We start from the raw sequence: 25,174 nt of genomic DNA, 5'->3' as shown, positions 1-25,174 counted from the left end.
TCTTACGTCGCCTCTCTCATCTCCCAGTGTCGCGAACGTTCATCGCGAACCGCAAGAATTAGCACCGTGCGTCTGTGATCGACGCCGGTTGCCGGGCTTCATCGGGCTAGTCCCTCCGCCTGCTCTTGATAAGGATGGCAAATCTTATTCAGTTGTAATCCATCGTTGAAACTCCTTCTAATGTAAACCAAAAGGGCTTTACCGTCAAGGAGCGGAATTGTCCTTAAATTGTCCTTGTATGGGACTTAAGAGAAGATTATACTTAACACGAATTGCGCTTATTCAACAAGGACATCGATAAAGGGGGGAGCCGGTCATGGAAGGAGATCAACCTGGGCCAAGTTGCAGCTTATCCGGGATTGAGGCAGGACGACAGGTTGCCGTTTGGCGCTCGGGCGAAGCCGGCTCCGCCGACTTATAGACTGAACTCGCTGAGCGGACGTTCGCCCTGCATGATTCACCTGTCATGCAAAGGAGCGGATTCCATTGAAAATTCGGCTGGTTAACAAAGGCGTATTCACGCCGATCGAGAACATTGAAGAAACCCTTCTCCCGCCGGAGCAGGGTTTCTACTGGATTGACGCGGACGTAGACGACCTGCTGTCGCTGCAGCCGCTGTTCGGCATTCACGATCTTGCCGTAGAGGACTGCTTGACGGAAGAAGAGCAGCGTCCGAAGCTTGAAGTGTACGAAAGCCATTATTTTATCGTTATCAACAGCATCCGGTTCGACGACGAGGAGATCTTCCTTCGGGCTCTTAACATGTTTCTCGGCCGTCATTATCTGATAACGGTCACCCGCCAGAAGATCAACGAGCTCCGCACGATCAAGCCGATCCTATGGGAGCAAGAAGTAGACAGCGCCGACCGGCTTCTATACCACCTCGTCGATAACGTCGTCGACAACTACTTCCTCGTCGGCGATCGGATCGAAGCTCGGATCGAGAGCCTGGAAGAAGACATTCTCATGCACACGAAGAAATCCCACCTGACCGAGATCATCGGACTTCGAAGCGAAATCCTGTGGCTGAAGAAGGTGCTCGGCCCGCAGCGCGACGTCATCGGCGCTCTGAACAAGAAAGAGCTTAAGCTGTTCGACGTGCAGCTGCAGAAATACTTCGGGGATATTTACGAGAACGCCGTGAAGATCACGGAAACCTTCGAGACTTACCGGGATCTGATGGCGAACTTGCGAGAAGCTTATCAATCCAGCGTCGCGAACCGCGCGAACGAAATCATGCGCGTCTTCACCGCGCTGACCACGATCTTCATGCCATTGACGTTCATTACCGGGATCTACGGGATGAACTTCGATTATATTCCCGGCATGCACGACCGAAGCGGATCCATCGTTCTTCTCTTCATCATGGCCGCCCTCGGCTTCGGCATGTTCTATATCTTCCGCAAGAAGGATTGGCTATGAACGATCCCATATGGCTATGACGCCCCCTGCTCGGCCCGATTCGGCGAGCCAGGGGGCGTCTTTGTTTTAGACGGCCGCGGTCGTGCGCTTGCGGCGGTACCGGATGCGGATCATCCGCAGGCGCTCGTAATGCTGTTCGGCTTGCCCGCCGCCCGCTGCCTCGGAGGAGTACAGTCGCTGGTACAGCGGCTTCAGGTAGCGGTCGCCAAGCTCCTTCATCGCGATCTCCGCCTGCTCGATCTCTCCCTCGGCCACGGAGGCAAGCTCCTGGTCGACGATCGGCAGGACATCGTAACCTTCTTCGTCCAGCCGATCGATACGCTCCACGAGCATCCTGCGCGAGAGACCGAGCTCCTGCTCCAGATCCGCCAACGAGCTTCCTTGGCGTATGCCGGTCAACAGCTTCTTCTTCTCCTGAACGAGTGAGACGCTCTTGCCGTACTTCTCCTCCTTCTGCAGGAAGAGCCATTCCTCCAGCTGTTCCTCGGACACCGCGTTCTCCACCCATTGAAGGGGGAACTCATGCTCTCGAGGCAGAGAGGAGACAAGCTCCAGCAGCTCCGCGCCGTACTTCTCCAGCTTCGTCTTGCCGAATCCCGGAAGCTGGGCCAGCTCTTCCGGCGTTCTCGGAACGAAGACGGCCACCAGTTGAAGCTCGCGATTGGTCGCAATCAGATAGGCGGAGCGCTTCTCTTCCGTCGCTTTCGCCCGCCGCCACTGGCGAAGCGGCGCCACTTTCTCTTCCGAGCCGTGGTGATCGGCGTAGCATTGCAGCACGGAGGCCAGCTGCTGGCGCCTCTCCCAGAACGGGGAGTCCTCCAGCATTCCGTCCAGCAGCGGACGGAAGCCAACCTTCATCTTCCCGGCCACGCCGTGACGGAAGGATGCAAGCAGCTCCTCCCAGCTCGTCCCCTCATACCAGATCTCCTGGTTATCGGGCCCTTGTTCCGGGATGGGGTGCCAGCCGGCGCTCCAGATCCCCTGATGCTCCCCGATAAACACTTGACCGCGTTCCGGTTCCGCTCTGCCCACTGCCTGTTCGAACCGATTCAGAAAAACAATCTCCATCCTGATTCCTCCTTGGCGCATGCCTGCGCGTATTCCACGTTCCGGAGCCTCCGAGGCGAGGGATGAAGACGGCAGAATAACAAAGAAGCACCCCTCCGCACTTGGCGGTGAGGTGCTTCCTCATCACGGCTACCCGAACAATGTAAGAACAGATTAGCAGATCGCCCTTATTTTGGCAATAGAGAATAGCCGTGCTTGTCACATGTTCTTCTTTTGCTGAATGGAAGGCTGTATGATACTGTTAACTTAACGACTGAGAATGGACGTTCGGACGGGTTCGGACGGAGAGGAAGTTGAAGGCACTTCATGGTTCAGCATACGGAGAAAAGGTGCCCGTTCTCGGGGGCGCTTTATAAGGAGGCGGAAGCTTTCGTCCGGACCGGGCACGGCGAGCTCGGAACGCCGGAAGCGGAAGTCGCAAGAAGGCTAGGGCAAATAGAGGCCGCCATTCGGCAAGAAGGGAACTACGCTCATTCGACCGAGGAGCTTGCCCATGGAGCCCGAATGGCTTGGAGGAACGCGAACCGCTGCATCGGAAGGCTGTTCTGGAACCGGATGCACGTTTTCGACGAGAGAGGGTGCGAGACGGAAGGGCAAGTATACGAAGCGCTTCTGAGGCATATCGAATTCGCGACGAACGGCGGGGAGATCCGGCCGGCGATCACGCTCTTTAAGCCGGAGGATTCAGACGGCGGCGAGCCGATCCGCATCTGGAACCACCAATTGATCCGCTATGCCGGTTACGAGACGGAGAACGGGATCGTCGGCGACCCCGCTTCTCTCTCCTTCACCAAAGCCTGCATGGAGTTGGGTTGGTGCGGCGAGGGAACCGACTTCGACGTGCTTCCGCTGGTCATCCAAGTCAGAGGACGGACTCCCCGCTGGTTCCCCATTCCGCCCGAGCTTGTGCTCGAGGTGCCGCTGACCCATCCGTCCGCGGACCTGTTCGGATCGTTCCGGGCGAAGTGGTACGCGGTTCCGATCATCTCGGACATGGCGCTGGAGATCGGCGGCATCCGCTATCCGGCCGCGCCGTTCAACGGCTGGTACATGGAGACCGAGATCGGCGCGCGCAATCTTGCCGACGAGTTCCGTTACAACTTGATTCCGCTCGTCGCCCGGCAATTGGGATTGGATATGAGCAGCAACTCGACTCTCTGGAAGGATCGGGCGCTCTTGGAGCTGAACGTCGCCGTTCTGCACTCCTTCCGCCAAGCGGGCGTCAGCATCGTCGACCACCATACCGCCGCCCAGCAATTCAAGATGTTCCAGCGCAACGAGGAGAAAGATGGCCGAGAAGTGACCGGACGGTGGTCCTGGCTGATCCCGCCTCTCTCCCCCGCGCTGACGCACGTGTTCCACAGCAGCTTCGAGGATAAAACGGTGATGCCGGGCTTCCTCGCCCAGAAGCGGCCTTATGAATAAGATCATTCGATCAGGGAGGTACAGACCATGCAACTGAAGGATTTCGATTTTCTGTCCGACAGCACCGAGCAGACGTCCACCCGATTCGTCACCTTCATCACCCCGGGCTTCCACCGCTTCGATCTCGCGATCGTGACGACGAATCGCTTCTACGGCAAGAAGCTGGTCATCGACCTGCAATCCGGACGCAGCGGCGTCCTCGCGGCCGACGACCTGGAAGAAGAGGGCGTCCTCGAAGCCGCTTATCGCATCGACGAGGAGCAGGCGAAGGAGCTTGCCCAGTTCCTGCACATGGTTCTGGGAGAGGTCCATTTTACGGATTGACCGGATGCTTTTTTGTTGTCTGCATAGACACCAAACTTTGAGTAACCAGTACTCATTTGGCGGCCTTATTCGACGATTGGCGGGCAATTAGGGTAACCATTACTCGTTTGTTGCCCTCATGCGGCGGTTGGCAGACATTTTGAGTAACCATTACTCATTTGTTGCCCTCATGCGACAGTTGGCAGGCATTTTGAGTAACCAGTACTCATTTGGCGGCCTCATGCGGCGATTGGCGGGCATTTTGAGTAACCAGTACTCGCTCCCGAGTCGACTGCAAGCCGGCTCTTTTTGGCGTTCCCGGCTACGACGATTGAGACCGACTTCCGCTGGGCAACCTACCGGAATCCGTATAAGGAAGGAGGTTGACCATGCCCCTGTTCCGCTCCGGAAAGAAACCGCAGCCGCTTGCCGAACTGGCGACCGTCGAATCCCAGCGCAACGAGATTATTCCCGAGGAATTCCCCGAAGGACCGTACGGGATGAGCCTGGAGTCGCCAAGCCTTGGCAAAAGCACGCCATGGGGAGAAGGCCAGCGCTCCGCCAGCGCGTTCGCCTGGGAGAACCGCGAGCTGCACGCCGGACTCGACCGCGACTATCCGGGCGACCACAAGCCCGACGACGAAGCCGATCCCGAGATGCACTAATCCAGAGCGGCTCGCGAGTCGGCTAGCTACCTGTAGCTCAGCTTGGTTCCGAACACGAGCGCGTTGCTCAGGTTCCTTCCCGGCGTCGTGATCATCTTGCCGTCCGCCGCTAATCCCGAGGAAGCTCCGCCGTCCAGGTTCATCGCCTGCACGGCTCCGAGCTTCTGCATGATCGCGCCAAGCTCCTTCACCGTCGCGCCGTTTACCGTTGCCAGAACAAGGCTTCCATCCGCCTTGATGCCGATTCCGCTTCTGGCTGCGCTTAAGCTCAGAATCTTCGTTTCCGAGAACCCTTCCTTGACCGCGTCTACCTCCACTTTTCCATCCTTAACGACCCTCGGCCCCGCTCCGATCGCCGTCGCGACTTCGCTCCAATCGACCGCTTTGCCGTTCATATCCTTGAATTCCGTCTTGTAGCTTGCCGGCCGGCCGACGCCGAAGCTGTCCGCTTGCGATTGCAAGGTGCCCGTATACACGACGACGAAGCCGGTCTTCGGAATTTGCACGTTCTCGTTCTTCGCGATTCGCGTCACGATCCCACGTTCGACTACGACGGCGGTTCCCCAGGCGAAGCCGATTCGCTCTCCGCGCTTAGACGTGAACAGCACCGCAGAGCTGCTCTTCTCCGCCGGCGTCCGGTTGATAAAGTAAGCGTACCAGCCGCGCTGTCTTCCGTCCGGGTTCACCGATTGCCCCGAGACGGAGATTCTCAGCGAGTCCATGAGCGCCTTCCCGTCCCAAGTAAAGCCGATCGTCGTGCCATAGTTGCCCGAATGAGCAATCTCGCCGTCCGCGATTACCGTGCCCCAAGGCTCCGGAATGCCGCCATAGGCTTCGAAGAACGTCCCGTTGATCGCGACGGATGCATTCTTGCGTTTGACGATCGCCGCCAGCGGCTCCGTTCCCCCGATTCGACCTCCTCCAAGCCCGACGTCGACGGGCATTCCCTTGGGAATGGCAACCGTGCGGACGGCGAACTTCTTGCCCGCGGCGGTTATTTGCTTAGACTCCGCTTTGGGTTGAAAAGCAAGTTTGAGAGGCTGAGCGGCCGTTACCGTAAGAGGTACGACGCAGGTTACCGGCTTCCCGTCCTCTTCCGCGTATACGGCTCGCAGATTCGTCTTGCCCGCCGAGACGGGGATGAGCAATCCGGTGGACGAGATACGCGCCACTTGGGGATTGCCGGTCTCGTAGTACGAGTAAAACGAGTTGTCGGGAATCTGCAGAAGCTCCTTCATGAAAATTCGAGTCCCGACGGATAAGCCCATCGAAGCCGGTTGGCAGAAAGTCGATGGGATCGACGAGCCGGCCGTTCCCTCTCCTCTAGAAACCGCAGGGACGCTGACGCCCCCAAGCGAAACGACGAGCGCAATAACCAGAAGCCGACGTACGAACGCTGAAAATAAACGCAAAAAAAACGACCCTTTCTTTTATCCGATTGTCTACCTTATTGTCGGAAAAAAGAGGGTCGTTCGTTAGCCGTTCAACTCGCGGAATCGATCATCTGCAGCAGAGTCGTCAGGCGGTACTGGTCGAATAGAGGCTTCGCCTGCTCGATCGAGACGTTCCACAGGCAATCGTCCAGCACGCAGTCGATCGGACTGTCGACATTGATCCGCGCCAGCGTCCGGGAGAGATGCAGCATGTCCAGATCGTTCTCGATCTTCGTCTTGATGCTAGCCGAGAGCGAAGACAGATTGGCCAGGATGCCGTCGATCGTCTCGTACTCCAGCAAGAGCTTAAGCGCCGTTTTCTCGCCGATGCCTTTGACGCCGGGGTAGTTGTCGCTCGTATCGCCGGTCAAGCCTTTGAGCTCGACGATCTGGAACGGCTGAATGCCCTTGTCTTCCTTAAGCAGATCCAGATCATAAACCGCGTAATTCTGCCTGCCCTTCTTCATGATAACGACGTGAACCCGCTCCGACACGAGCTGAAGCATGTCCTGGTCGCCGGTAAGCACGTAGACGTGGCCTTGCTCGCACAACCGGGTCGCCAGCGTCCCGATGCAGTCGTCCGCTTCATATCCCTCGATCCCGAGATTCGGAATGCCAAGAGCGGCAACGACATCCTTCACGAGAGAAAATTGAGGCACGAGGTCCTCCGGGGCTTCCGGACGGTTTGCCTTGTATTCGGTGTACATCTCCGTGCGGAACGTCTTGCTCCCCATATCCCAGCAGCAGAGAACATGCGTCGGCCGGAACGTATTGACCGCGTCGAACAGGTATTGCAGGAACCCGAAGATAGCGTTGGTCGGCGTTCCGTCCGGGGTCCTTCTTGCGCTGTAGGATTGGGCGAAGAACGCCCGGAACAGCAGGGCCATGCCGTCTACGATCAAAATTTTGTTGTTATTCATCGAATGGGTACCGTCCAATCTCCATAGGTTTTGCGGGCAGTCGTTTCTATCGTCACTCTCTATCTTAAAGGAGAGCCGCAGCGGTGACAATGTCCCGGGGATGGTGAATTGTGTAAGGCGGCGGGATCGTCACCAAATTGATGACTATCGGCTTACCAGTGGATTGCGTTAGCCCTGTAAAGACACTTCTGTATGTTGCCAACAAGCACGCCGAAAAGTCTACAATCGCACGTTGTCCTATACTGAGCCTGAAAAGAAGCCCCTTAACGCTTGCCCTACTTCATCGGCACTAGCAATCGGTCGATTAGCTTTGATTCTCGGCTAACGGAAATATCAGACCCTTACACGCCAGAAATTGACCAGAAAAAATTCTAACGGAAATACGCGACGCTTAGACTGTCTATTTGCCTCGAAAAGAGGGGTGTTGTCCATATAAGGGTCTGTAATTTCCTTTAGAATGCAAAATACGCCGATACAAGCCTCTAAGGGTCTCAAATTTCCGTTACATTTCGGGGCGGTGAATCCAATAAAAAAGCGAGGGATTGTCCCTCGCTCATGAATCCTCCATCTGGAGCCTGCCCTCGTCAGCAGGCCTCTACGGCCTCTTCAACCTCTACAAGCATCTCCAGCATCCCCGGAATCTCCCGCGCATCCGGATCTCAGACCTCTCAGCCCTCTCAGACCTCTCCGGCTTCCCTCAGGAACCGGCCGATCCTAGCGGCCGCCTCGAGCAGCCGTTCCTCCGGCTCGACGAGTGCGAGGCGCACATAGCCTTCGCCGCGCGAGCCGAACGCGTTGCCGGGAATGACGGCGACGCCCGTGCTCTCCAGCAGCTGCTCGGCGAAGTCCCGCGACGTCCAGCCCGAAGGAACCGGCGCCCAGACGAACATCGTCGCCTTGGAGCGCGGAATGCTCCAGCCGTGCTTGTCCAGCTCAGCCAAGAACAGGTCCCGGCGGCACTCGTACAGCTCGAAGGCTGGAGCCGGATCGGTCATGTCCTTCTCAAGCGCGGCAACCGCCGCTTCTTGAACCGCCTGGAACACGCCGAAGTCGATGTTGCCTTTGAGGCTGGCCAGCGTCTCCAGCACTTCCCGATTGCCGACGGCGAAGCCGATGCGCGCTCCGGCCAGATGGAACGACTTCGACATCGAGTGGAACTCGATCGCCACGTCCATCGCACCCGGCACCTCCAGGACGCTGGGCGGACGGAACCCGTCGAAAGCCATCTCGCTGTAGGCATTGTCGCTTACCAGCAGCACGCCCCGTTCCTTCGCCACCCGAACCGCTTTCTCATAGAACGCCAGGTCCGCCACCGCCGACAAAGGATTGCTCGGATAGTTGAGCAGCATGAACTTCGCCTTTCTCCACGCCTCATCCGGCACCGAATCAAAGTCCGGCAGATAGCCGTTCTCCTCCAGCAGCGGCAGCGGAATCGTCTCGACGCCCGCGACGGCCAAGCCTGCCTGGTATACCGGATAACCCGGATCGGGCAGCAGCGCGCCGTCTCCCGGATCGGTCACGGCCAGCGCAAGATGCGCCAGGCCGTCCTGCGTTCCCATCAGGGACAGAATCTCCTTGTCGGGATCCAGCTTCACGCCGAAGCGATGCTCGAACCAGGTCGCCACCGTTGTCCGGAAGCGTTCGGAGCCCTGCGTTCCCGGATACCCGTAATTCCTCTCGTCCATGCTGGCCGAAGCCAGAGCGGAGCGAACCTCCTCGGCCGGAGGAAGCGCCGGAGTCCCGATATCCAGCGAGATCACGTCGATCCCCCTCTGCCGCGCCTCGCTCTTCCCTCTTGAGATCTCCGCGAAGATCGACGATCCCAATTTGTCCAATCGGCTTGAACGCCACTTGCTTGCGCTAGAACTCATCCCGTTAACGTCTTCCTTCCGTTTCTGTCTATCTGGTTATGCCCTTGCTCAAGAGCTTAAGGATTCGTAAGCCCCATCTCGTGAATCGCCCACATCATATACCCGAGGAAAGCGGCCAAGCCTCCGTACGTCAAGCCGAAGCGCCAGCGAACGCTTAACGGCACTTCGTAATAGTGGTCGGATTGATAAGCCTCGCCCTCCAGCCGTACCTTGAACCGCACCCGGTTATCCTCGCTTTGGTTCTCCACCTGTACGATGCGAACGCTATGAATCGTGCAAGGCGTATCGATCTCCAGCTCGCCGCGGAACGACAACGGCTCCCACCGGAACTCCGCCACATGCTGGCCGTCCATCCGGCAGTACGCCGTGAAGGGCAGCTCCCGCCGATGGGATTGGCCGGAGAGGTACCAATCGGGCAGATCCGGATCCACGTCCGCTTCATAGATTCCTTCCACGTACACCGGCCGCTCGGCTTTCTTGCGGAAGAACTCCCGGTACATCTGCCACAGGAACCAGACCCATATGAAAGCGAACAGGATGCTATGCGTATACCAGATGACGAGAGGCGCGAGTACCGCCCCCGCGACCCACAGCCAGCGGCTGACCGCCTTGGTGATTCGTCCTCCGTCGAGAGGATGAATCGGAAGCAGATTTAATAGATTAAGGAAGAATCCAACGTAAGCCAGGGCATACCACACCTCGCTGCCGGTCCATTCCGCGAGCAGGAAGCAGAATAACGCTCCGACCGTTCCCAGAATCGGGCCGCCTATCGCAACGTACGCCTCCGTCTCCGCGTCCTTCGGATGCCTTTTCATCGTGATAAGGGCTCCCAAGAAAGGAATGAATAGCGGAGAGGATACCGGCAAGCCCCGCCTTTTCGCCGCCCATACGTGGCCCATCTCGTGAACGAAGAGAAGAGCGACGAAGCCGAGCGCGAACGTCCATGGATACAGAAGAGCGTAAGCGCCGACCGTGACCGCCATCGAGAGCAGCGGCTTGCCGAATTTAAGCAGGAGCAGCAGCAGCGTCTTGCCTTTGGACAGCAGAACCATCAATCCGGCTCCCCATGCCCATGAGCCTCGGCCTCGCTTGGTCTCCGGCTGCGTCTCTTCCTTGACTTCCAGCGACACCGGGCGTTCCCCCTCCTCGTGCACATTCCTTGGGTCCGAACGTTTATCGTCCGGCTCTTTAGGCTCGTTCACCATACTTTGGACAGCTCTTCCTCGCGGAAGCCGACCGTCGCTTGCTCGTCGTTATAAATAACGGGACGCTTGATCAGCTTGCCGTTCGAGGCCAACAGCTTGATTTTCTCCTCTTCCGTCATCGAAGGCAGTTTGTCTTTAAGGCTAAGCTCCTTGTAGACTTCGCCGGACACGTTAAACCACTTCTGGATCGGCAATCCGCTAAGCGGGATCAGCTTGCTCAGTTCTTCCGCGCTTGGGGGCGTCTCCACGATATGGCGAAGCTCCAGTTCATGCCCTCTCGAACGCAGCCATTGCACGGCTTTGCGGCACGTTCCGCAGGTTGGATAATGATAGACGACGAGCGGCTTGCTCATGCTGTAAGTTCCTCCGATACTTGTTTTCAAAAAAAAGGCGTGGACGGCTCCAATGTTACAAAGGCGGAAGCTCTTCAAGAGTGCGTTCCAGCTCCCGCAGATCGGGCGGAAGCTCGGCTCTGAGCTCTAATCTCTCTTCCGTAATCGGATGCCGGAACGCGAGCAGGGACGCGTGCAGCGCCTGCCTGTCGATCGCTCCGGCCAGTCTTGAGGCGAGCTCCGTCGCCTCCCACTTCGGATCGGCATAATACGTGTCTCCGATGAGGGGGCATCCGATCCAGCCCATATGCACGCGAATCTGATGAGTTCGACCGGTTCCGAGCTTGATGTCGAGAGCCGAAGCTCCGCAAGGGTAGGCTTCGGCGACCGTGTAATAGGTGAGGGACGGCGCGCCGTCTTCCAGAACGGCCCTTCGATGAGGGTCCGTCGGGACCCGGCCGATCGGCTCGTTCACTTCCCCCGATTCCTGCGGAGGACGGCCGTACGCGTAAGCCCGGTAGCGCTTCTCGATCGTCCCCTCCATCATCTGCACGGAGAGCTGCTGATGCGCGTACGGGTGCTTCGCGATGACGACAAGTCCCGACGTATCCTGGTCCAGGCGGTGCACCGGGCGGAAACGGCAGTTCTCGCCTTTCTCCCGCCAATAATGAACGACGCCGTTCGCGAGAGTATTCGCGTAATGGCCGGTCGTCGGGTGCACGATGATGCCGGCCGGTTTATTCAATACCAATAGATGCTCATCTTCAAATACGATGTTCAGCGGAATTGGTTGCGGAAGGATGTCGTCCGACATCTCCTGCTCCATCCGGAATTCGACGACGTCGCCAACCGCCAGCCGGAAGCTGGGGTAGGCCTTCTCGCCGTTGATGGTGAGGCCTTCCTCCGATTGCTTCAGCTTGACGAACAGCCTTCTGGAGACGCCAAGCCGGTTGCGAAGCACGTCCCGAAGCATCTTCCCTTCGTCTTTCTCGTCTGCGATGTGGACGACCGGGGCGTAATAGCTTTCCTTCATTCCGTCTGCGACCTCCGGGAGAATACGTTGGCGCCCCGCGCGTATTCCACGTCGGGAACCGACAGAAGAACGTTCGCCTTGCGGGCTGCCGTGAAGAAATAGTCCGACAATCGATTCAAGTAGCGAACGACCTCTTCGGGACAAGCTTGAGAAGAAGCCATCGTCACCGTTCTCCGTTCCGCTCTGCGGCAGACGGTGCGACAGACGTGAAGCTGGGCGGCAAGCGGACTGCCGCCGGGCAGAATGAATCGCTGGAGCGGCGGCAATCCTTCTTCATGCCGATCGATCCACTCCTCCAGCCTTGCGGCCATGGAAGCTTCGACTTTCAGCTGTTCCGGCTTCGGATCGGCGTAGGAGAGATCGGAGCCGCAATCGAACAGCTCATGTTGAATTTGGTAAAGCTGCTCAAGCAGCTCGCCGCTTCCGTTGATCTCCCGCTCCGCCAGCCAAGCCGCCGCTTGTCCGACCAAGCTGTTCAGTTCATCTATCGTTCCGTAAGCCTCGACCCTGGCATCGTCCTTGGACACGCGCGCTCCGATTACGGAGGTCGTGCCTTTATCGCCGGTTCGGGTATAAATTCTCATCGTCATGGTTCCCCCGTTTCGTTCGTGCGCTCTTTATCTCCATCGCCGTACCGGAGACGATCATCCTCATCTCCGTGCAGCGCTCCGCCAGCCGGAGGTTCGCGGCCGCAAGCTCTCGCGCGTACCATCGCTCCCATGGGTCGTCCGCAAGCCCGAGCGCCGGCTGCTCCGTGACGACGATCCTCCTGCCGTGAAAACGCAGCAGCGCGTCGACCACGGCCTGAAAATCCCTTGCGACCTTGCCGGCTCGCAAGGCGAATACCTCTTCCGTCTCGGGAAGCCTCTTGCGGCGCCCTCGGCGCGGAGGTTCCTCCGGCGGCGCCATGTAGGCTTCTTTTCTCGCTTCAAGAATCGATCTCCTAAGCCAGCCGGACAAGCTGTCGAGCACGATGACCCGATGGTCCGCCCGGAACGGATTCGATCTCAGGTTGATTTGATCCAGCCGATCGGATAGGCTCTCGTCGGCTTCCCATTCCTGCCAAGCAGCCTGGACGGCGCTCGGCCTGATTGAAGATCGCTTGTCCGCTTCCGATGCCTTATGATTCTCATAGGGCCAAGCGGGGCAGCTGAGCAGGATTGCCTCCCGTCCAAGTGACGCCGCCCACCTCTCGGCATACGCCGATTTTCCGCAGCCAACACCCCCGGTGACCATCCCCAGCATGCGCGATCCCCTCCTCGGACCCTTTCCTGAGATTTACTATAGCACAAAAGAAAAAGCCCGGTCACGGGAATGACCTGGCTTATCGGGCAGAAGACACAAGCTTCATGTATTCGATAATTTTCGTATCCAGCAATCTACTAATTTCGATAACAGATTCGGATAGGAAGGACTCTTCCTTAAGAAAAGCCTCCGTCATCCGGCCTCGAAGATCATCGATCTCATCTGCGAGATTCCCGAGATATGCGGCATATGCCGGTGCGATGTCTTTCTCTTCTTCTGAATTGGTCGAGATAAGATGGACCGCGGCATTCTGACTCGTAATGGATGATTGCTGTTCCGCCATCGCCATGCTCTCTCCCCTTTCACATGATGAATCAACATCAAGCGGGATAAAAAACAAGGGTAATTATAGCAGAACATAGAGAAAAAGCCTAACTATTTTGGAGGTTTTTGCAAGATTATCGCAATTTGTTCAAAAATTCGCCGATTCTATCCAACGCCTCCGTTAACTGTGTCACGGATGTGGCATATGAACAACGAATGAATCCTTCGCCTCCGCGTCCGAACACGTAGCCCGGTACGGCGGCTACTTTCGCCTCCAAGAGAAGCCTGGACGCGAACTCCTCCGAGCTCAAGCCCGTCGATGCGATCGAAGGGAACGCATAGAAGGCTCCTTGCGGCTCGTGGCACTCCAGCCCGATCTGGCGGAAGCCTTGAACGACAAGCCGGCGGCGTTGATTGTAGGACTCGATCATCTTCGCCATCTCTTCCATTCCGTTCGTCAGCGCTTCGAGCGCCGCCACCTGCCCCATGATCGGAGCGCACATCACGGTATACTGGTGAATCTTGAGCATCGCGCTGATCAGCTCCGGGTGCCCGCAAGCGTAACCCATGCGCCAGCCGGTCATCGCGAACGCCTTGGAGAAGCCGCTGACGACGATGGTGCGATCCTTCATGCCCGGCAGCGACGCGAAGCTTACGTGCTTTGATCCATACGTCAGCTCGGCGTAAATCTCGTCGGAGATGACGATCAGGTCATTCTCTTCGACGAGCTTGGCGATCGGCAGCAGATCCTCGTAGCTCATGATCGCTCCGGTCGGATTGCTCGGATAGCAAAGGACGAGAACCTTGGAACGCGGGGTTAGTACCGCTCTGAGGCTTTCGGCCGTCAGCTTGAACTGATCCTTGGCGAACGTCTCGATTCCGACAGGCACGCCGCCGCTTAAAGACGCGATCGGATTGTAAGGCAAATAGGTCGGCTCGGGAATGAGGATCTCGTCTCCCGGCTCGATAAGGGCGCGGATCGCGAGATCGATCGCTTCGCTGCCTCCTACCGTAACGAGAATTTCGTCGGCGGGGTTATAGTTCAGCTCGAAGCGGTCATTCAGGTATTGCCCGATCGCTTCGCGTAGCTCCGGCATGCCGGCGTTCGACGTATATTGGGTCTTGCCCTTCTCCAGGGAGTAAACGGCGGCATCCCGGTAACGCCACGGCGTGACGAAGTCGGGCTCGCCTACGCCAAGAGAGATGATGCTGCTGTCCTTGCTTGCGCTCACCAAGTCGAAGAAGCGCCGGATCCCGGATGGAGGGATGGCGCGTGCGCTGGCTGCCAAGTAATCCTGCATGCGGCTGCGCGGCGACCGGTTCATCGACTCGGGCTGTTCCACATTTCTGATCATCGGAATACGATCCTTCTTTCAGTAGGTTTACGGCGAGATTGGGAGACGATGATCGTCTTCGAATTCCTCGAAAATGATGCCGTCCTGTTTGTATTTTTTAAGGATGAAAAAGGTCTTGGTCGAGATAACGGATTCGATGGTGGACAACTTGTTCGAGACGAACGAAGCGACCTCCTTCAGGTTCTTCCCGTCGATCTCCACGCAGAGGTCGTATGCGCCGGACATCAGGTAGACCGATTTGACTTCCGGATACAAGTAAATCCGCTCCGCGATGCTCTCGAAGCCGCGTCCTCTCTCCGGGGAACATTCCACTTCGATAAGGGCGGTTACCTTCTCGTCGTCGACCTTGCTCCAGTTAACGACCGCCGCGTATTTGACAATAACGTGATCCTTCTCCATCTCGTCGATGGCCTGGGAGACCTCCGCTTCGGCTGTTCCTAGCATCGTTGCGATGGTGGCCGGAGACAAACGTGCGTCTTCCTTGAGAAGATCCAAGATTTTGGCCTTTAGTTCGTTCATTGAGATCCCTCCTGAATACCTCTCATATTACATCAAATACAGGCTTAATGGAAAGGTTGAATTCGAAGGGTTGGGCAAACGAACAAAAACGCCCGAGCCTTGGAGAAGCCTGGCGCTTGATCGTTGCATGCTTCGCATCCGCGTTATGCAAAGAAGTCCCCCGCCAAGCTTTCTTGCTCGGACGAGGGACCCCTCTTACATAAAGTAGCCCGTAGACGGTTGCGTATTCGGGTGCTGACCCTGATGGCCCGCGCTCTGCGGAACGTAGTTCGGGATCGGCCATGGAGGCGCCTGCTGATAGCCCCATTGCTGCTGGGACGGCTGGGACGCGCTTCTGCGCTGCTGGACGAACTGGTTCGTCTTCTGCTGCGTTTGCTGATACTCCTTGAGCTGCTTGTCGATCTCCTGGCGCAGCGCCGGCGAAGCCGTGTTGTACATGTTCTGCTGGCTCATCGCGTTATAGAGCTCGCCTTGCATGATCAAGGTCGTATTCAGCAATTGGGTAAAATGCTGACGGACCGTCGGGCAGACCGATTCCGTCGCCGCGGTCGCATACTCCCTCGTCACTCGCTTCAAGTCGGAGAGTACCGTATACGCCAGATCCTCATCGGGCATAAACTGTTGGTTCTGCGGGTACATGACGTTATTGCCTCCTTGTCGGGAAAATGGGGTTGGGCGTTAGTTGCGGCTGAGCGATTGGGCAGCTTAGCCTTGCGGCTGCGTCGGCGCGATCGACTGATGCTGCTGCAGGCAGTTCAACAGCGACTGATAGTGCTGCTGATGGACTTGAGCTTGATGCAGCAGCACCTGCTGAATCTGCGAATTCGTGCAGCTCATGGCGCCGGCCGTGCATTGCTTGATCAGCAGATCCTCATTGGACATCGAATCGGCAAGATATTCGAGTTCCTTGGCCGATATCGGCTTCATGTTCATGGTGTCGGTCCCCTCCTCCGTAAGTGTCCATTCGTAGGCAACACGGCTATTGTGGCTGTTGCCGGAATGGATTATTCGGGGGATTCACTGTACACCTCTTCCCCCTCCCGCTGACCGCCGATTTAGTCTCATCCGAGACTAACTCCTCCCCTAACCCTCCGCTCACCGCCGATTTAGTCTCATCCGAGACTAACTCCTCCCCTAACCCTCCGCTCACCGCCGATTTAGTCTCATCCGAGACTAACTCCTCCCCTAACCCTTCTCTCACCGCCGATTTAGTCTCATCCGAGACTAACTCCTCCCCAAATCCTCCGCCCGCCGCCGAGTTAGTCTCATCCGAGACTAACTCCTCCCCAAATCCTCCGCCCGCCGCCGATTTAGTCTCATCCGAGACTAAATCCTCCCTATGTATCTCCAGGCATGCGCACGGGATGGCCCTCCACCGACTCTTTCCATCAGATTACGCTCCGTCAGCCCGTCAAGTAAGCGGCGAGCCTTTCTGTGCCCGCATTTGAGAAAATTCTCAACTTCCGCCAACCTCACCGGACGCTCCAGCCTATGGCACAACCGCAATATTTCCTCCTCGCGGCTGTAAAGTTGATGCTTCTCCGCTTGTTCCTCGTGACCGTAGAGCTTGCCGATTAGCTGTTGGAGATTCTGCTGCCACATCCGCGGGCGCTCCTTCAAGTCGGCGTACACGATCCGGATGACGATCCATCCGTCCATGACGAGATGGAACGCACGCAAGCGCTCATTGCAGAAATCCCGCTGGGATGCATCCTTCAGATGGGGGACTCCGCCCGTCGATTTCGAAGGCGATGCGGTATGGCGGGCGAATGTAAGCGAGGTCGATGTATCGTTTCCCATCCAGAAAATCCGTCACTTCATATTCCGGGTGTAAATTCTTAAAGTGTCCGATAGCCGGATGCCAGAGTCGTTTGAGCGCTTCCTTCCATGCGTGCGATTGAGGATCTTCGATTCTTCTTTTGAGCTCTTTGTTCGCTTTAGCCATGATCTCCTTCAAGAAATCTTCCAACTCGTCTTCCGCGCTGCGCTTGGCCATATCCATTGTCATCATCTCCTTCTCTATCTTAGGACCTCTATGTAAAGCCCGGTAGGGGCGGTGAATCGTATCCCAATTGGTTGGTCGCAAAAATGCAACGTCAAGATGAGCTTCTGTACGATGGTGTTACACGAACAAAAAAAACGCCGCCCCAAGGAGCGGCGACCTTCCGATCATACGAATACGATCGACCGATCATGGATTTCTCGGCCCGAAAGCCGATCGATCCTGCCATTCCCCGGAGAGGCGCATGCTTTGCGACTCATCCAATCCATCCAGCTAATTCTGCTTAGAAAATCCCCATGCTCAAGTAACGCTCGCCGGTATCCGGGGCGATGCAGAGCACGCGCTTGCCCGGCCCGAGTCGGCGGGCGATCTGCAGCGCCGCCCAAACGGAGGCGCCGGAGGACGGGCCGACGAGCAGCCCTTCCAAGCGGGCGAGGCGGCGGGTCGTCTCGAGCGCGTCCTCGTCCGTTACGCGAATGATCTCGTCGTAGACGGAAGTGTTGAGGATGTCCGGGACGAAGCCCGGGCTCGTACCGACCAGCTTGTGCGGGCCGGGCTGGCCTCCGGACAGAACCGGCGAGCCATCCGGCTCCACGACCGCGACGTGGAGGCCGGGCAGCTTCGCCTTCAGCGTCTCGCCGGTGCCGGTTACCGTGCCTCCGGTGCCGGAAGTCGCGACGAAGGCGTCGAGACGCCCTTCCGTCTGCTCGATAATCTCCAGCGCGGTGGTGACCCGGTGAATGTTCGGGTTCGCCTGATTCTCGAATTGGTTCGGCATGAAGCTGCCGGGATTCGCCGCGAGAATCTCTTTGGCTTTGGCGATAGCCCCCGGCATCCGTTCGGCCGCCGGGGTGAGCACGACCTCCGCGCCGTAGCCGCGGACCAGGGAGATGCGCTCCTGCGTCATATTGTCCGGCATGACGAGGATCAGCTTGTACCCCTTGGCTGCCGCGTTCATCGCCAAGCCGATGCCCGTGTTGCCGCTCGTCGGCTCGACGATCAGCGAGCCGGGGCGAAGAACGCCGCGCTCCTCCGCATCGGCAATAAGAGCCCAAGCCGCACGATCCTTCACGCTTCCGCTCGGGTTCATTTTCTCCAGCTTCACGAGCACTTCGGCATCCCGCTCATCCACGAGGCGATTCAGCCTGACGGCGGGCGTATCTCCAATCAATTCGGTAACCGACTGAACCATTCTGCTCATGCGATCTACTTCCTCTCTTTGGGGTCATCTTGCCCGATTCGCCGCAAGCTTCTGAATCAGAATCGTTCGATGCTCGTCCGACAGCGAATGCTGAACCTGGAAACAAGAAGGGCATACGTATACCTTCATCGAGTAAGGAGCTTCCAGGATCGGAGCTCCCAACGACTCCGGAACGCGAGCCAGGAAGCCCGCTGCCGGAACCGTCGTCTCGCCCGCTTCCAGCATGTATTCCCGGCATTGAGGGCATTCGGGAACGGTCTCTTGCTCGTCCAGGAGTTTCTCCACCGTCTCCTCGTATTGCATAAGCGCTTCGTTCTTCACCTGAAGGTCCTCGTCCTGTTCGAACGAGATATCCTCTTCATCCGTCAGGATTGCGCCATAGGAAGACGAATCGTCGTCGTCCTCCTCGAAATCCTCATCCGAATCGTCTTCGTCTCCAAGGCCGATCCGCAGGGTGCGGTAGCCGTCCAGTTCGTTCTCGCAGACCGGGCAGTACTTCTCCGGCTCTTGTCCCTCTTCTTGGGGAATCTCGCTTTGACACCATGGGCATACGACGACAGACATGTTACCCCTCCCTCACCATATAGATAATCCCGCATACTAAAAATAACGCGGCGACCGCGAACAACGTGCCCCATAGATACTTCATCCGTATCCTCCCAATATCCTCATTATCCGTAAGTAATCGACGACCCGATGATAAATGACAGCGATATCGATACCAAGAACGATATCAGCCCCACTGCCCGGTTGTCCTTCGCGATCTCGTCGTCGACGCGGAGGACCGGAGTCAGGAATTCAAATAGGAAATAACCCGCCAGAAGCAGCACGAATCCGAGCACGGCCCAACCGATGCTCTCGTAGATGGCGCTCTGGGCCTGGATCGCATAGCGGAACACATTGCAGATACCGACGATCTTCCCACCGGTCGCAAGGGCGACGGCGACATTGCCTTTGCGGATCTCCGTCCAGCAGTTATAGCGAGTCACCCATTCGAAGCACGCCAGACAAACGATCAGCAGCAGGATTCCTACGGAGAAGTATGCCAGCGTCGCTGCGATCGGATTAGACATTAACGTTTCTACCGCATGGCTATCCTCGTTATTCGGCACGCTTGATCGCCTCCCTCTCAGACCGATGAACGTTCTATCGCGCTACTTCAGCTCGGCCACCGTAACTCCGGCTCCGCCTTCGCCATAATTGCCGAGCCTGTAGCTTTTCACATGCTTATGCTTGCGAAGAAATTCCTGAATGCCGGCGCGGAGAGCCCCGGTGCCCTTGCCATGAATAATGTAGACGCTGCCGAGATTCGCGAGGAACGCTTCATCCAGGAAGCGGTCGGTCTCGATCAAGGCCTCGTCAAGCGTGGCGCCTCTCAGATCCAGTTCGCTGCTCGTGTTCTCGTCGCGGGATCTCTGGACGGTCGTCACCGGCACCTGCTTCTTCGGAGCGGAGGAAGTCTTATTCGCCAGTTCCAGATCCGCCAGCGCTACCTTCATCTTCATGATGCCGAGCTGCACGAGAGCTTCGGAAGTCCCGGCCAGCTCCACGACGTGCCCTTTCTGGCCGCCGAGGCTATGCACCTTGACTTCGTCTCCCGGCTCGATCTTGACGGTCTTGCCGCCTTGATTGCGCCGCGGCTGCTGAACCGGATCCGGCACGGAATCCTCCAGCCTGCGCTTTGCTTCGATCAGCTTATGCTCCTTGACCGACGCGCCCTCTTCCAGTGCCATCCGACGGAGATCGGAGATGATCTCCTCGGCTTCGCGCTTCGCCTTGACGACCGCCTGCCGAGCTTCCTCCCTCGCGTCCGCCAGCAGCTTTGCCTTCTGCTCTTGGAATTTGAAGCGCTCGTCTTCGATCTGCTGACGAAGCGTCTCCACTTCCTTGCGCAGCCGCTCGGCAACCTGCCGTTCCGACTCTGCGCGCCGGCGATCCTGCTCGAGCGAAGCGATCATCGTGTCGACCTTCAGCTCTTCCTCGCTGACTTCCCCGCGAGCATGCTCGATGATCTCCTTCGGAAGGCCGAGACGGGAAGCGATGGCGAACGCGTTGCTTCGGCCTGGGACGCCGACCAGGAGCCGATACGTCGGACGCAAGGTCGCCACGTCGAACTCCATGCTGGCGTTAATAATGCCGTCCCGGTTGTAAGCGTACGCTTTGAGCTCGCTGTAGTGCGTCGTGGCCAGCAGCCGGCAGCCGATCCGGTGCAAGTGCTCGAGGATCGCGATCGCCAGCGCCGAGCCCTCCGCCGGGTCCGTTCCCGCTCCCAATTCATCGAGCAGCACCAGACTGCGGGATGTCACTTGGCCCAGCATGCCGATCAGGTTCGTCATGTGGCTGGAGAACGTACTCAAGCTCTGCTCGATGCTCTGCTCGTCGCCGATGTCGGCGAACACGCCGTCGAAGACGCACATGCGGCTGCCGTCGTCCGCGGGGATGAACAAGCCGGACATCGCCATCAGGCTGAGCAGGCCGACGGTCTTCAGCGACACCGTCTTGCCCCCCGTGTTCGGTCCGGTCACGATGATCGCCGAATATTGCTCGCCCATGTCGATGTCGATCGGGACCACTTGCTTGGACGGAATCAGCGGATGCCGGGCCCGCTTCAAGCGCAGTTCTCCTTCGTCGTTGATGGACGGCAGCGTGCCGAACATCGAATCCGCAAGAGACGCTTTGGCAAAAATAAAATCGAGATAGCCAAGCGATTCCGCGTCGGAGATCAGCAGCTCCGCCTTCGTGCCGACGAGCTCGCTGAGCCTCCTCAGAATGCGCTCGATCTCTTTCTGCTCCTTAAGCTTCAGCTCGCGGAGCTTATTGTTGGCCTGCAGCGCCGCTTCCGGCTCGATGAACAGAGTCGCGCCGCTTCCGGACTGGTCGTGCACGATGCCGCCGAAGTGCGAGCGGTATTCGGCCTTGACCGGAATGACATAGCGGTCGTTCCGAATCGTAATCAACACGTCCTGCAGCATCTTCTGCACGGAAGTGGAACGGATCAGGCTGTCCAGCTTCTCCCGCGCCCTGCTCTCGTTGATGCGGATGTCGCGGCGAATCGATCCGAGCTCGGGACTGGCGGAGTCCATGACGTCCCCTTGCTCGTCGATGCAACGGCGAATGTCGTCTTCGATCGCCTTGGCGTCGATCAGCGGTTCGACCAGATCCTCCAGAATCGGAACCTCGGCTTCGCCCGCTACCGTCTGGATATATTTGCGGATTCTCCGGGAGCCCATGATGAGCCCCGCAATGTCCATCAGCTCCGAGGGGCCGAGGACGCCTCCCAGCTTCGCCCGTCCCAGCGCGGGACGAACGTCGGTCACTCCTCCGAAGGGAGGAGCTCCCTTCAGCGAAGCGGATCTTACGGCTTCGTCGGTCGCCGCCAGCCGCCGCTTGACCTCTGTGCTGTCGGAGGACGGTCTCAGCTTGCCGGCTTCTTCCTTGCCAAGCGAGGTGGCGGCCAGCTCCGTCAGCCGGAGAATGATTTTGTCATATTCTAACGTATAGAGCGCCTTGTCGTTCACGGCGAGGTCCAACTCCTCTCGCTTCTATTATAGCTCAGCCGGAGCCGCTTGCGAAACCTTCCAGACATAGCGGCACCCCATGTGGTTACACTAATGCCAATACCAGCGGTGAGCGCTGGCATCCACTCTGAACACACAGGAGGTCCGCACATGTCATTCCTGGGTCACGTCGTCCGGTTTATCGTCTCTGCTGTGGTTCTAATGATCGTCGGTTTCCTTGTTCCTCACTTCTCGGTAGGCGGCTTCTGGAGCGCCCTTCTGCTCGCTCTTGTCATCGCCGCGCTGGGCTGGGTCATTGAAGGCATCTTCGGCAAAAGGGTCACTCCCTTCGGGCGCGGGATCGTCGGCTTCATCGCCAGCGCCGTCGTCATCTGGGTAGCGCAATTCATCGTCGGCGGGGTATCGGTTACTTGGCTGGGAGCCATCCTCGCCGCGATCGTGATCGGGATCGTCGACCTGTTCATTCCGGTCGCCAGCCCATTCCGCGCGGCGACAAACCGGGGCGGCAGAGATCACGACTGAATGACCGAATGATTCCCTTGCAAGCCGCCGCGACGGTCTTAACCGACCTCGTGGCGGCTTTCCCTTTATGTTTGAATTTGACAATCTCATGACTCCGGCCGATCTCCGTGTACGCTGGATAAGCGTATGATATGATAGGAAGGAGATGGGCGGGAGTCGCCGCCCGGGGCAAAAACAAGGAGCGGGAGGGGATTGTCATCCATAAGAAACTCGCAGCCATTCTATGCGCCGCGGCGCTGGTTCTGGCGCTGTCAGCTTGCGGAGGCAATGGCAACGGCAACGAAGAATCGGCGGGAGAAACTCCATTGGTCGCTGAACAGAATCTCGTCATCAAGGCATCCAATTGGCAATTCGATCAGCCGGAATACACGATTCCGAAGAACACGCCGGTCGAGATCAAGCTCGTGAACGAACAAGGCGCTCATGGCATTCAAATCAAGGGGGCGGGAGTCAAGCTGAACGCGGCGAAGACTTCCAAGGTCGTCAGCCTTGACGCGGGCACCTACGAGATCAAGTGCAACGTCGTCTGCGGTACCGGCCATCTAAACATGTCGGCCAAGCTAATCGTCGAATAATGAACCGCAACGCAAAAAGGATGAAGAGGGCTTACGCCCGCTTCATCCTTTTTGTTCTCCGCGCCGATCAAATCCGGAATCGCACCAACAGGTTGTTGAGCTTCTCGGCCAGCTTCTCCAGGCCTTGGGCCAAGCCGACGAGCTTGTCGCTGATCTCCGCCTGTTCCGCCGTCATGGAAGCAACCTCCTGGACCGACGCCGAGGATTGCTCCGAGACGGAGACGACATTCAAGATCGTCTGCTGCAAGGAATGCTGCGCCGTCGTCATCTCCCGGATTCGCTCGGTTGCCGTCTCCAGGCTCCCTGAGAACGCCTCCATCCGGTCATTCACTTCGCCGAAGAGGCTCTCCGTTGTCGCAATGGCTTGGAACTGCTCTTGGAACAGCGGAGCCGCCCGATTCATCTCCGCCGCCGCGCCGCGGATATCTTCGGTCATGGAGCGCATCCAATCGCCGATCTTGACGAGCTGGGCGATCGATTCGTTCGCGAGCCCGCTCATCTCGGAAGCGATGACCTGGAACCCTTTGCCCGCGGCCCCCGCTCGGCTCGCTTCGATGGAAGCGTTCAGCGCCAGAATATTGGTCTGCTTGGATTGCCTCTCAAGCTGTTGGACGATCTCCGCGATCGTCGAAGTCTGAGACTCGAGCTGCTTCAGCTTCGCATTCAACGCTTGCGTCGATTGTTCGACTTTGCCGGTCGTGTTCGTCAGGCGGGTCAGATGCTCCCTGCCCTCGGAGCCCGCTCTCCGCACTTCGCCGGCACGCATCTCCATCTCCGCATTGGAGTCGATGACCTGGCGCACATTGCCCTCGATCGCTTCGGCAAGTCCCATCCCCCGCTCCGCGTCGGCTGCCAGTTGAAGCGCTCCGCCTTCGATTTCTTTGGTGGAATGCATGATATGGCTGGTCGAAGTCGAGTTGCCCCGGGAAGCCTTCTCCAACGAGGTCGCCGTCTCCAGCACCGCACCCGCCGAGTCGACCGTTTCGCTGATCAACTGCCCCATTTTCGAGACCATCTCGTTATACAGAAGATTAAGCTGGCCGATCTCGTCACGGCGCTTCGTCACCTTCGCGCGGCCGGTCAAATCCCCGTTCGCCGCAGCCTGCAGCAATCGGGTGATGGCAAGCACCGGCTTCGCGACGTCCCGAATGATCAGCCAACCGATGAAGGCCGCGAAGACCGCTGCCCCGATCGCGCATAGAACGGTGACCAGCGCGATTCGGCCGGTATCCTTCGTCAATTCCTTCAAAGGAATCTCCCCGGCAAGCGTCCATCCGGAAGCCTCTAAGCCATAGGACGACAGCAGCATACTGCCGGTCTTGCCGGAGACGAGAGCGTCATGGCCCGTTGGCTGGCCAATGTCTTGCTCATCGCCGCTGTAAACGTACCGATTGCTCCCGTCCGCAATGAACAGGTTCGCTCCCTTCACTCCTTGAAGCTTCTCCGCGAGGGAGTCCATCTTCACCTCGAAGATCGCGACGCCGACGTCGGCTCCGCTCTTCGTGTTGCGGATCAGCCTTGCGAGCGCGATCGATGGGGGCTGCTTGTAATTATCATTCGTCTTGACGAAAGCTTGTCCGCCCGCTTCTGGAGCGAGCCAAATCGGCTGGCCGTTCGCTTGCTTGGCCTTCTCGTACCATTCCGCCTTGTATGCGTCCGCCGATATCCCTTTGCCATCACTATGGACTCCACCGCCTTCGTAAACGATCGATACCCTTGCGATCATGGAGGACTCCGCCTTGATGCCGCGAAACTCTTCCATGATCTTGGTCATCCACTCCGTTCGGGCCGCAATGTCGGAGGATTGCGCTAAGGATTGTACTCGATCGATAAGCGTCGCGTTGACCGCGAGTTTCTTGGAAGCGTTCGCAACGTTGTCCAAGGACAAGCTCACCATCTCGCCGGTCTTCTCGATCGTCTGGCCGAAGGAGCTCTGCGCTTGATCCGTAATAATCGATTTGGAGATCAGGTAAGACAATCCCCCTACAATCGCGACAAAAGTGACGATTCCCGCGAAGAAGGTCAGAAACAGCTTGCTGCCGACGCTCCATATCCGGAAGGTTTGTAAACGCTTGCTTAGCTTCATTGGCGCGTCTCCTTTGTTATTATTTTCTATTATTATATTATTAACGAGATGATCTAACAACACTAACAAAACGACTAATTTACATCACAATATTCAAAATAGAATAAAAAAAGGACGAAGCGGCGATCGCCGATCTTCATCCTTTAGTCT

26 protein-coding genes and 1 riboswitch are annotated in these 25,174 nt (G+C 57.8%); of the genes, 6 read left to right on the top strand and 20 right to left on the bottom strand.

The window, feature by feature from the left end; translation table 11 throughout:
* Positions 1 to 13: 13 nt before the first annotated feature.
* Positions 14 to 135, bottom strand: a riboswitch (SAM riboswitch).
* A 351-nt stretch (positions 136 to 486) separates the two neighbouring features.
* A complete protein-coding gene (gene corA / locus ELR57_RS19410) occupies positions 487 to 1,422 on the top strand; it encodes a magnesium/cobalt transporter CorA (protein WP_126960740.1) in 936 nt (311 codons plus the stop codon).
* A 66-nt stretch (positions 1,423 to 1,488) separates the two neighbouring features.
* Here corA and ELR57_RS19405 read toward each other — a convergent pair whose 3' ends face one another.
* Positions 1,489 to 2,490, bottom strand: a complete 1,002-nt coding sequence (locus ELR57_RS19405; RefSeq protein WP_158630079.1) for an HRDC domain-containing protein — start codon at positions 2,488 to 2,490, stop codon at positions 1,489 to 1,491.
* Between the two features lie 306 nt (positions 2,491 to 2,796).
* On the opposite strand from ELR57_RS19405, the gene ELR57_RS19400 reads away from it, so the two are divergent.
* The 3 genes from ELR57_RS19400 to ELR57_RS19390 all read left to right on the top strand — a co-directional run bounded on the left by ELR57_RS19400 (position 2,797) and on the right by ELR57_RS19390 (position 4,883).
* Positions 2,797 to 3,915: a nitric oxide synthase oxygenase gene (locus tag ELR57_RS19400; RefSeq protein ID WP_126960738.1), complete on the top strand. Its 1,119-nt coding sequence runs from the start codon at positions 2,797 to 2,799 to the stop codon at positions 3,913 to 3,915.
* 27 nt (positions 3,916 to 3,942) lie between these two features.
* Positions 3,943 to 4,239: a DUF3055 domain-containing protein gene (locus tag ELR57_RS19395; RefSeq protein ID WP_126960737.1), complete on the top strand. Its 297-nt coding sequence runs from the start codon at positions 3,943 to 3,945 to the stop codon at positions 4,237 to 4,239.
* A gap of 368 nt (positions 4,240 to 4,607) precedes the next feature.
* Positions 4,608 to 4,883 carry a hypothetical protein gene (locus tag ELR57_RS19390; RefSeq protein ID WP_126960736.1) on the top strand — a complete coding sequence of 92 codons (276 nt, stop codon included), beginning with the start codon at positions 4,608 to 4,610 and terminating at the stop codon, positions 4,881 to 4,883.
* Positions 4,884 to 4,909: 26 nt separating this feature from the next.
* On the opposite strand, the gene ELR57_RS19385 is transcribed toward ELR57_RS19390, so the two are convergent.
* The 18 genes from ELR57_RS19385 to ELR57_RS19300 form a co-directional block, all read right to left on the bottom strand.
* On the bottom strand, positions 4,910 to 6,295 hold the full coding sequence (locus tag ELR57_RS19385; protein WP_126960735.1) for a phosphodiester glycosidase family protein: 1,386 nt from the start codon (positions 6,293 to 6,295) through the stop codon (positions 4,910 to 4,912).
* A 71-nt stretch (positions 6,296 to 6,366) separates the two neighbouring features.
* The gene (locus ELR57_RS19380) at positions 6,367 to 7,236 is read right to left on the bottom strand and encodes a 5'-3' exonuclease (RefSeq protein ID WP_126960734.1); all 870 of its coding nucleotides are present in this window, start codon (positions 7,234 to 7,236) and stop codon (positions 6,367 to 6,369) included.
* 677 nt (positions 7,237 to 7,913) lie between these two features.
* Complete coding sequence (locus tag ELR57_RS19375) at positions 7,914 to 9,107, bottom strand: aminotransferase class I/II-fold pyridoxal phosphate-dependent enzyme (RefSeq protein ID WP_126960733.1); 1,194 nt, start codon at positions 9,105 to 9,107, stop codon at positions 7,914 to 7,916.
* Between the two features lie 56 nt (positions 9,108 to 9,163).
* Positions 9,164 to 10,237 carry a site-2 protease family protein gene (locus ELR57_RS19370; RefSeq protein WP_238162608.1) on the bottom strand — a complete coding sequence of 358 codons (1,074 nt, stop codon included), beginning with the start codon at positions 10,235 to 10,237 and terminating at the stop codon, positions 9,164 to 9,166.
* A gap of 68 nt (positions 10,238 to 10,305) precedes the next feature.
* A complete protein-coding gene (locus ELR57_RS19365) occupies positions 10,306 to 10,665 on the bottom strand; it encodes an arsenate reductase family protein (protein ID WP_126960731.1) in 360 nt (119 codons plus the stop codon).
* Between the two features lie 55 nt (positions 10,666 to 10,720).
* A complete protein-coding gene (locus ELR57_RS19360) occupies positions 10,721 to 11,677 on the bottom strand; it encodes an RluA family pseudouridine synthase (protein WP_126960730.1) in 957 nt (318 codons plus the stop codon).
* Complete coding sequence (locus ELR57_RS19355) at positions 11,674 to 12,261, bottom strand: cob(I)yrinic acid a,c-diamide adenosyltransferase (protein WP_126960729.1); 588 nt, start codon at positions 12,259 to 12,261, stop codon at positions 11,674 to 11,676. The genes ELR57_RS19360 and ELR57_RS19355 overlap by 4 nt, the downstream gene beginning before the upstream one ends.
* A complete protein-coding gene (locus ELR57_RS19350; protein WP_126960728.1) occupies positions 12,233 to 12,922 on the bottom strand; it encodes a bifunctional adenosylcobinamide kinase/adenosylcobinamide-phosphate guanylyltransferase in 690 nt (229 codons plus the stop codon). The genes ELR57_RS19355 and ELR57_RS19350 overlap by 29 nt, the downstream gene beginning before the upstream one ends.
* A gap of 79 nt (positions 12,923 to 13,001) precedes the next feature.
* Positions 13,002 to 13,271, bottom strand: coding sequence for an aspartyl-phosphate phosphatase Spo0E family protein (locus ELR57_RS19345; RefSeq protein ID WP_126960727.1), 270 nt, complete (start codon positions 13,269 to 13,271; stop codon positions 13,002 to 13,004).
* Between the two features lie 109 nt (positions 13,272 to 13,380).
* Positions 13,381 to 14,601, bottom strand: a complete 1,221-nt coding sequence (locus ELR57_RS19340) for an aminotransferase class I/II-fold pyridoxal phosphate-dependent enzyme (RefSeq protein ID WP_126960726.1) — start codon at positions 14,599 to 14,601, stop codon at positions 13,381 to 13,383.
* 27 nt (positions 14,602 to 14,628) lie between these two features.
* Positions 14,629 to 15,120 (bottom strand): Lrp/AsnC family transcriptional regulator, encoded by a 492-nt coding sequence (locus tag ELR57_RS19335; RefSeq protein ID WP_126960725.1) that lies wholly within the window; start codon positions 15,118 to 15,120, stop codon positions 14,629 to 14,631.
* A 195-nt stretch (positions 15,121 to 15,315) separates the two neighbouring features.
* A complete protein-coding gene (locus ELR57_RS19330) occupies positions 15,316 to 15,759 on the bottom strand; it encodes a spore coat protein (RefSeq protein WP_126960724.1) in 444 nt (147 codons plus the stop codon).
* Between the two features lie 66 nt (positions 15,760 to 15,825).
* Positions 15,826 to 16,053 (bottom strand): hypothetical protein, encoded by a 228-nt coding sequence (locus tag ELR57_RS19325; protein ID WP_126960723.1) that lies wholly within the window; start codon positions 16,051 to 16,053, stop codon positions 15,826 to 15,828.
* A 751-nt stretch (positions 16,054 to 16,804) separates the two neighbouring features.
* Positions 16,805 to 17,122 carry a hypothetical protein gene (locus ELR57_RS19320; RefSeq protein WP_126960722.1) on the bottom strand — a complete coding sequence of 106 codons (318 nt, stop codon included), beginning with the start codon at positions 17,120 to 17,122 and terminating at the stop codon, positions 16,805 to 16,807.
* Between the two features lie 283 nt (positions 17,123 to 17,405).
* Positions 17,406 to 18,323, bottom strand: coding sequence for a cysteine synthase A (cysK, locus tag ELR57_RS19315; RefSeq protein WP_126960721.1), 918 nt, complete (start codon positions 18,321 to 18,323; stop codon positions 17,406 to 17,408).
* A 24-nt stretch (positions 18,324 to 18,347) separates the two neighbouring features.
* Positions 18,348 to 18,887: a hypothetical protein gene (locus tag ELR57_RS19310; protein ID WP_126960720.1), complete on the bottom strand. Its 540-nt coding sequence runs from the start codon at positions 18,885 to 18,887 to the stop codon at positions 18,348 to 18,350.
* Between the two features lie 107 nt (positions 18,888 to 18,994).
* Positions 18,995 to 19,396 carry a DUF350 domain-containing protein gene (locus tag ELR57_RS19305; RefSeq protein ID WP_126960825.1) on the bottom strand — a complete coding sequence of 134 codons (402 nt, stop codon included), beginning with the start codon at positions 19,394 to 19,396 and terminating at the stop codon, positions 18,995 to 18,997.
* 81 nt (positions 19,397 to 19,477) lie between these two features.
* Complete coding sequence (locus ELR57_RS19300; RefSeq protein WP_126960719.1) at positions 19,478 to 21,841, bottom strand: endonuclease MutS2; 2,364 nt, start codon at positions 21,839 to 21,841, stop codon at positions 19,478 to 19,480.
* 150 nt (positions 21,842 to 21,991) lie between these two features.
* Between ELR57_RS19300 and ELR57_RS19295 the strand changes: the two genes are divergently transcribed.
* On the top strand, positions 21,992 to 22,363 hold the full coding sequence (locus tag ELR57_RS19295) for a phage holin family protein (RefSeq protein ID WP_126960718.1): 372 nt from the start codon (positions 21,992 to 21,994) through the stop codon (positions 22,361 to 22,363).
* 131 nt (positions 22,364 to 22,494) lie between these two features.
* The gene (locus ELR57_RS19290) at positions 22,495 to 22,938 is read left to right on the top strand and encodes a cupredoxin domain-containing protein (RefSeq protein ID WP_126960717.1); all 444 of its coding nucleotides are present in this window, start codon (positions 22,495 to 22,497) and stop codon (positions 22,936 to 22,938) included.
* A gap of 67 nt (positions 22,939 to 23,005) precedes the next feature.
* On the opposite strand, the gene ELR57_RS19285 is transcribed toward ELR57_RS19290, so the two are convergent.
* Positions 23,006 to 25,024, bottom strand: coding sequence for a methyl-accepting chemotaxis protein (locus tag ELR57_RS19285; protein WP_126960716.1), 2,019 nt, complete (start codon positions 25,022 to 25,024; stop codon positions 23,006 to 23,008).
* Positions 25,025 to 25,174 lie beyond the last annotated feature (150 nt).

The organism is Cohnella sp. AR92 (assembly GCF_003990975.1).
GTDB lineage: Bacteria > Bacillota > Bacilli > Paenibacillales > Paenibacillaceae > Cohnella.
Note: the sequence above shows the minus strand (reverse complement) of the source record. Positions and strands in the feature narration are given on the sequence as shown.

What these genes read in the sequence shown, in the direction of transcription:
- ELR57_RS19325 (WP_126960723.1), bottom strand. Translation starts at nt 16,053, where the DNA reads ATGAACATGAAGCCGATATCGGCCAAGGAACTCGAATATCTTGCCGAT.
- ELR57_RS19380 (WP_126960734.1), bottom strand. Translation starts at nt 7,236, where the DNA reads ATGAATAACAACAAAATTTTGATCGTAGACGGCATGGCCCTGCTGTTC.
- ELR57_RS19395 (WP_126960737.1), top strand. Translation starts at nt 3,943, where the DNA reads ATGCAACTGAAGGATTTCGATTTTCTGTCCGACAGCACCGAGCAGACG.
- cysK (WP_126960721.1), bottom strand. Translation starts at nt 18,323, where the DNA reads ATGAGCAGAATGGTTCAGTCGGTTACCGAATTGATTGGAGATACGCCC.
- ELR57_RS19330 (WP_126960724.1), bottom strand. Translation starts at nt 15,759, where the DNA reads ATGTACCCGCAGAACCAACAGTTTATGCCCGATGAGGATCTGGCGTAT.
- ELR57_RS19405 (WP_158630079.1), bottom strand. Translation starts at nt 2,490, where the DNA reads ATGGAGATTGTTTTTCTGAATCGGTTCGAACAGGCAGTGGGCAGAGCG.
- ELR57_RS19340 (WP_126960726.1), bottom strand. Translation starts at nt 14,601, where the DNA reads ATGATCAGAAATGTGGAACAGCCCGAGTCGATGAACCGGTCGCCGCGC.
- ELR57_RS19285 (WP_126960716.1), bottom strand. Translation starts at nt 25,024, where the DNA reads ATGAAGCTAAGCAAGCGTTTACAAACCTTCCGGATATGGAGCGTCGGC.
- ELR57_RS19295 (WP_126960718.1), top strand. Translation starts at nt 21,992, where the DNA reads ATGTCATTCCTGGGTCACGTCGTCCGGTTTATCGTCTCTGCTGTGGTT.
- ELR57_RS19375 (WP_126960733.1), bottom strand. Translation starts at nt 9,107, where the DNA reads ATGAGTTCTAGCGCAAGCAAGTGGCGTTCAAGCCGATTGGACAAATTG.
- ELR57_RS19365 (WP_126960731.1), bottom strand. Translation starts at nt 10,665, where the DNA reads ATGAGCAAGCCGCTCGTCGTCTATCATTATCCAACCTGCGGAACGTGC.
- ELR57_RS19320 (WP_126960722.1), bottom strand. Translation starts at nt 17,122, where the DNA reads ATGGATATGGCCAAGCGCAGCGCGGAAGACGAGTTGGAAGATTTCTTG.
- ELR57_RS19390 (WP_126960736.1), top strand. Translation starts at nt 4,608, where the DNA reads ATGCCCCTGTTCCGCTCCGGAAAGAAACCGCAGCCGCTTGCCGAACTG.
- ELR57_RS19350 (WP_126960728.1), bottom strand. Translation starts at nt 12,922, where the DNA reads ATGCTGGGGATGGTCACCGGGGGTGTTGGCTGCGGAAAATCGGCGTAT.
- ELR57_RS19355 (WP_126960729.1), bottom strand. Translation starts at nt 12,261, where the DNA reads ATGAGAATTTATACCCGAACCGGCGATAAAGGCACGACCTCCGTAATC.
- ELR57_RS19290 (WP_126960717.1), top strand. Translation starts at nt 22,495, where the DNA reads ATGATAGGAAGGAGATGGGCGGGAGTCGCCGCCCGGGGCAAAAACAAG.
- ELR57_RS19360 (WP_126960730.1), bottom strand. Translation starts at nt 11,677, where the DNA reads ATGAAGGAAAGCTATTACGCCCCGGTCGTCCACATCGCAGACGAGAAA.
- ELR57_RS19345 (WP_126960727.1), bottom strand. Translation starts at nt 13,271, where the DNA reads ATGGCGATGGCGGAACAGCAATCATCCATTACGAGTCAGAATGCCGCG.
- ELR57_RS19305 (WP_126960825.1), bottom strand. Translation starts at nt 19,396, where the DNA reads ATGTCTAATCCGATCGCAGCGACGCTGGCATACTTCTCCGTAGGAATC.
- ELR57_RS19400 (WP_126960738.1), top strand. Translation starts at nt 2,797, where the DNA reads ATGGTTCAGCATACGGAGAAAAGGTGCCCGTTCTCGGGGGCGCTTTAT.
- ELR57_RS19310 (WP_126960720.1), bottom strand. Translation starts at nt 18,887, where the DNA reads ATGTCTGTCGTCGTATGCCCATGGTGTCAAAGCGAGATTCCCCAAGAA.
- ELR57_RS19335 (WP_126960725.1), bottom strand. Translation starts at nt 15,120, where the DNA reads ATGAACGAACTAAAGGCCAAAATCTTGGATCTTCTCAAGGAAGACGCA.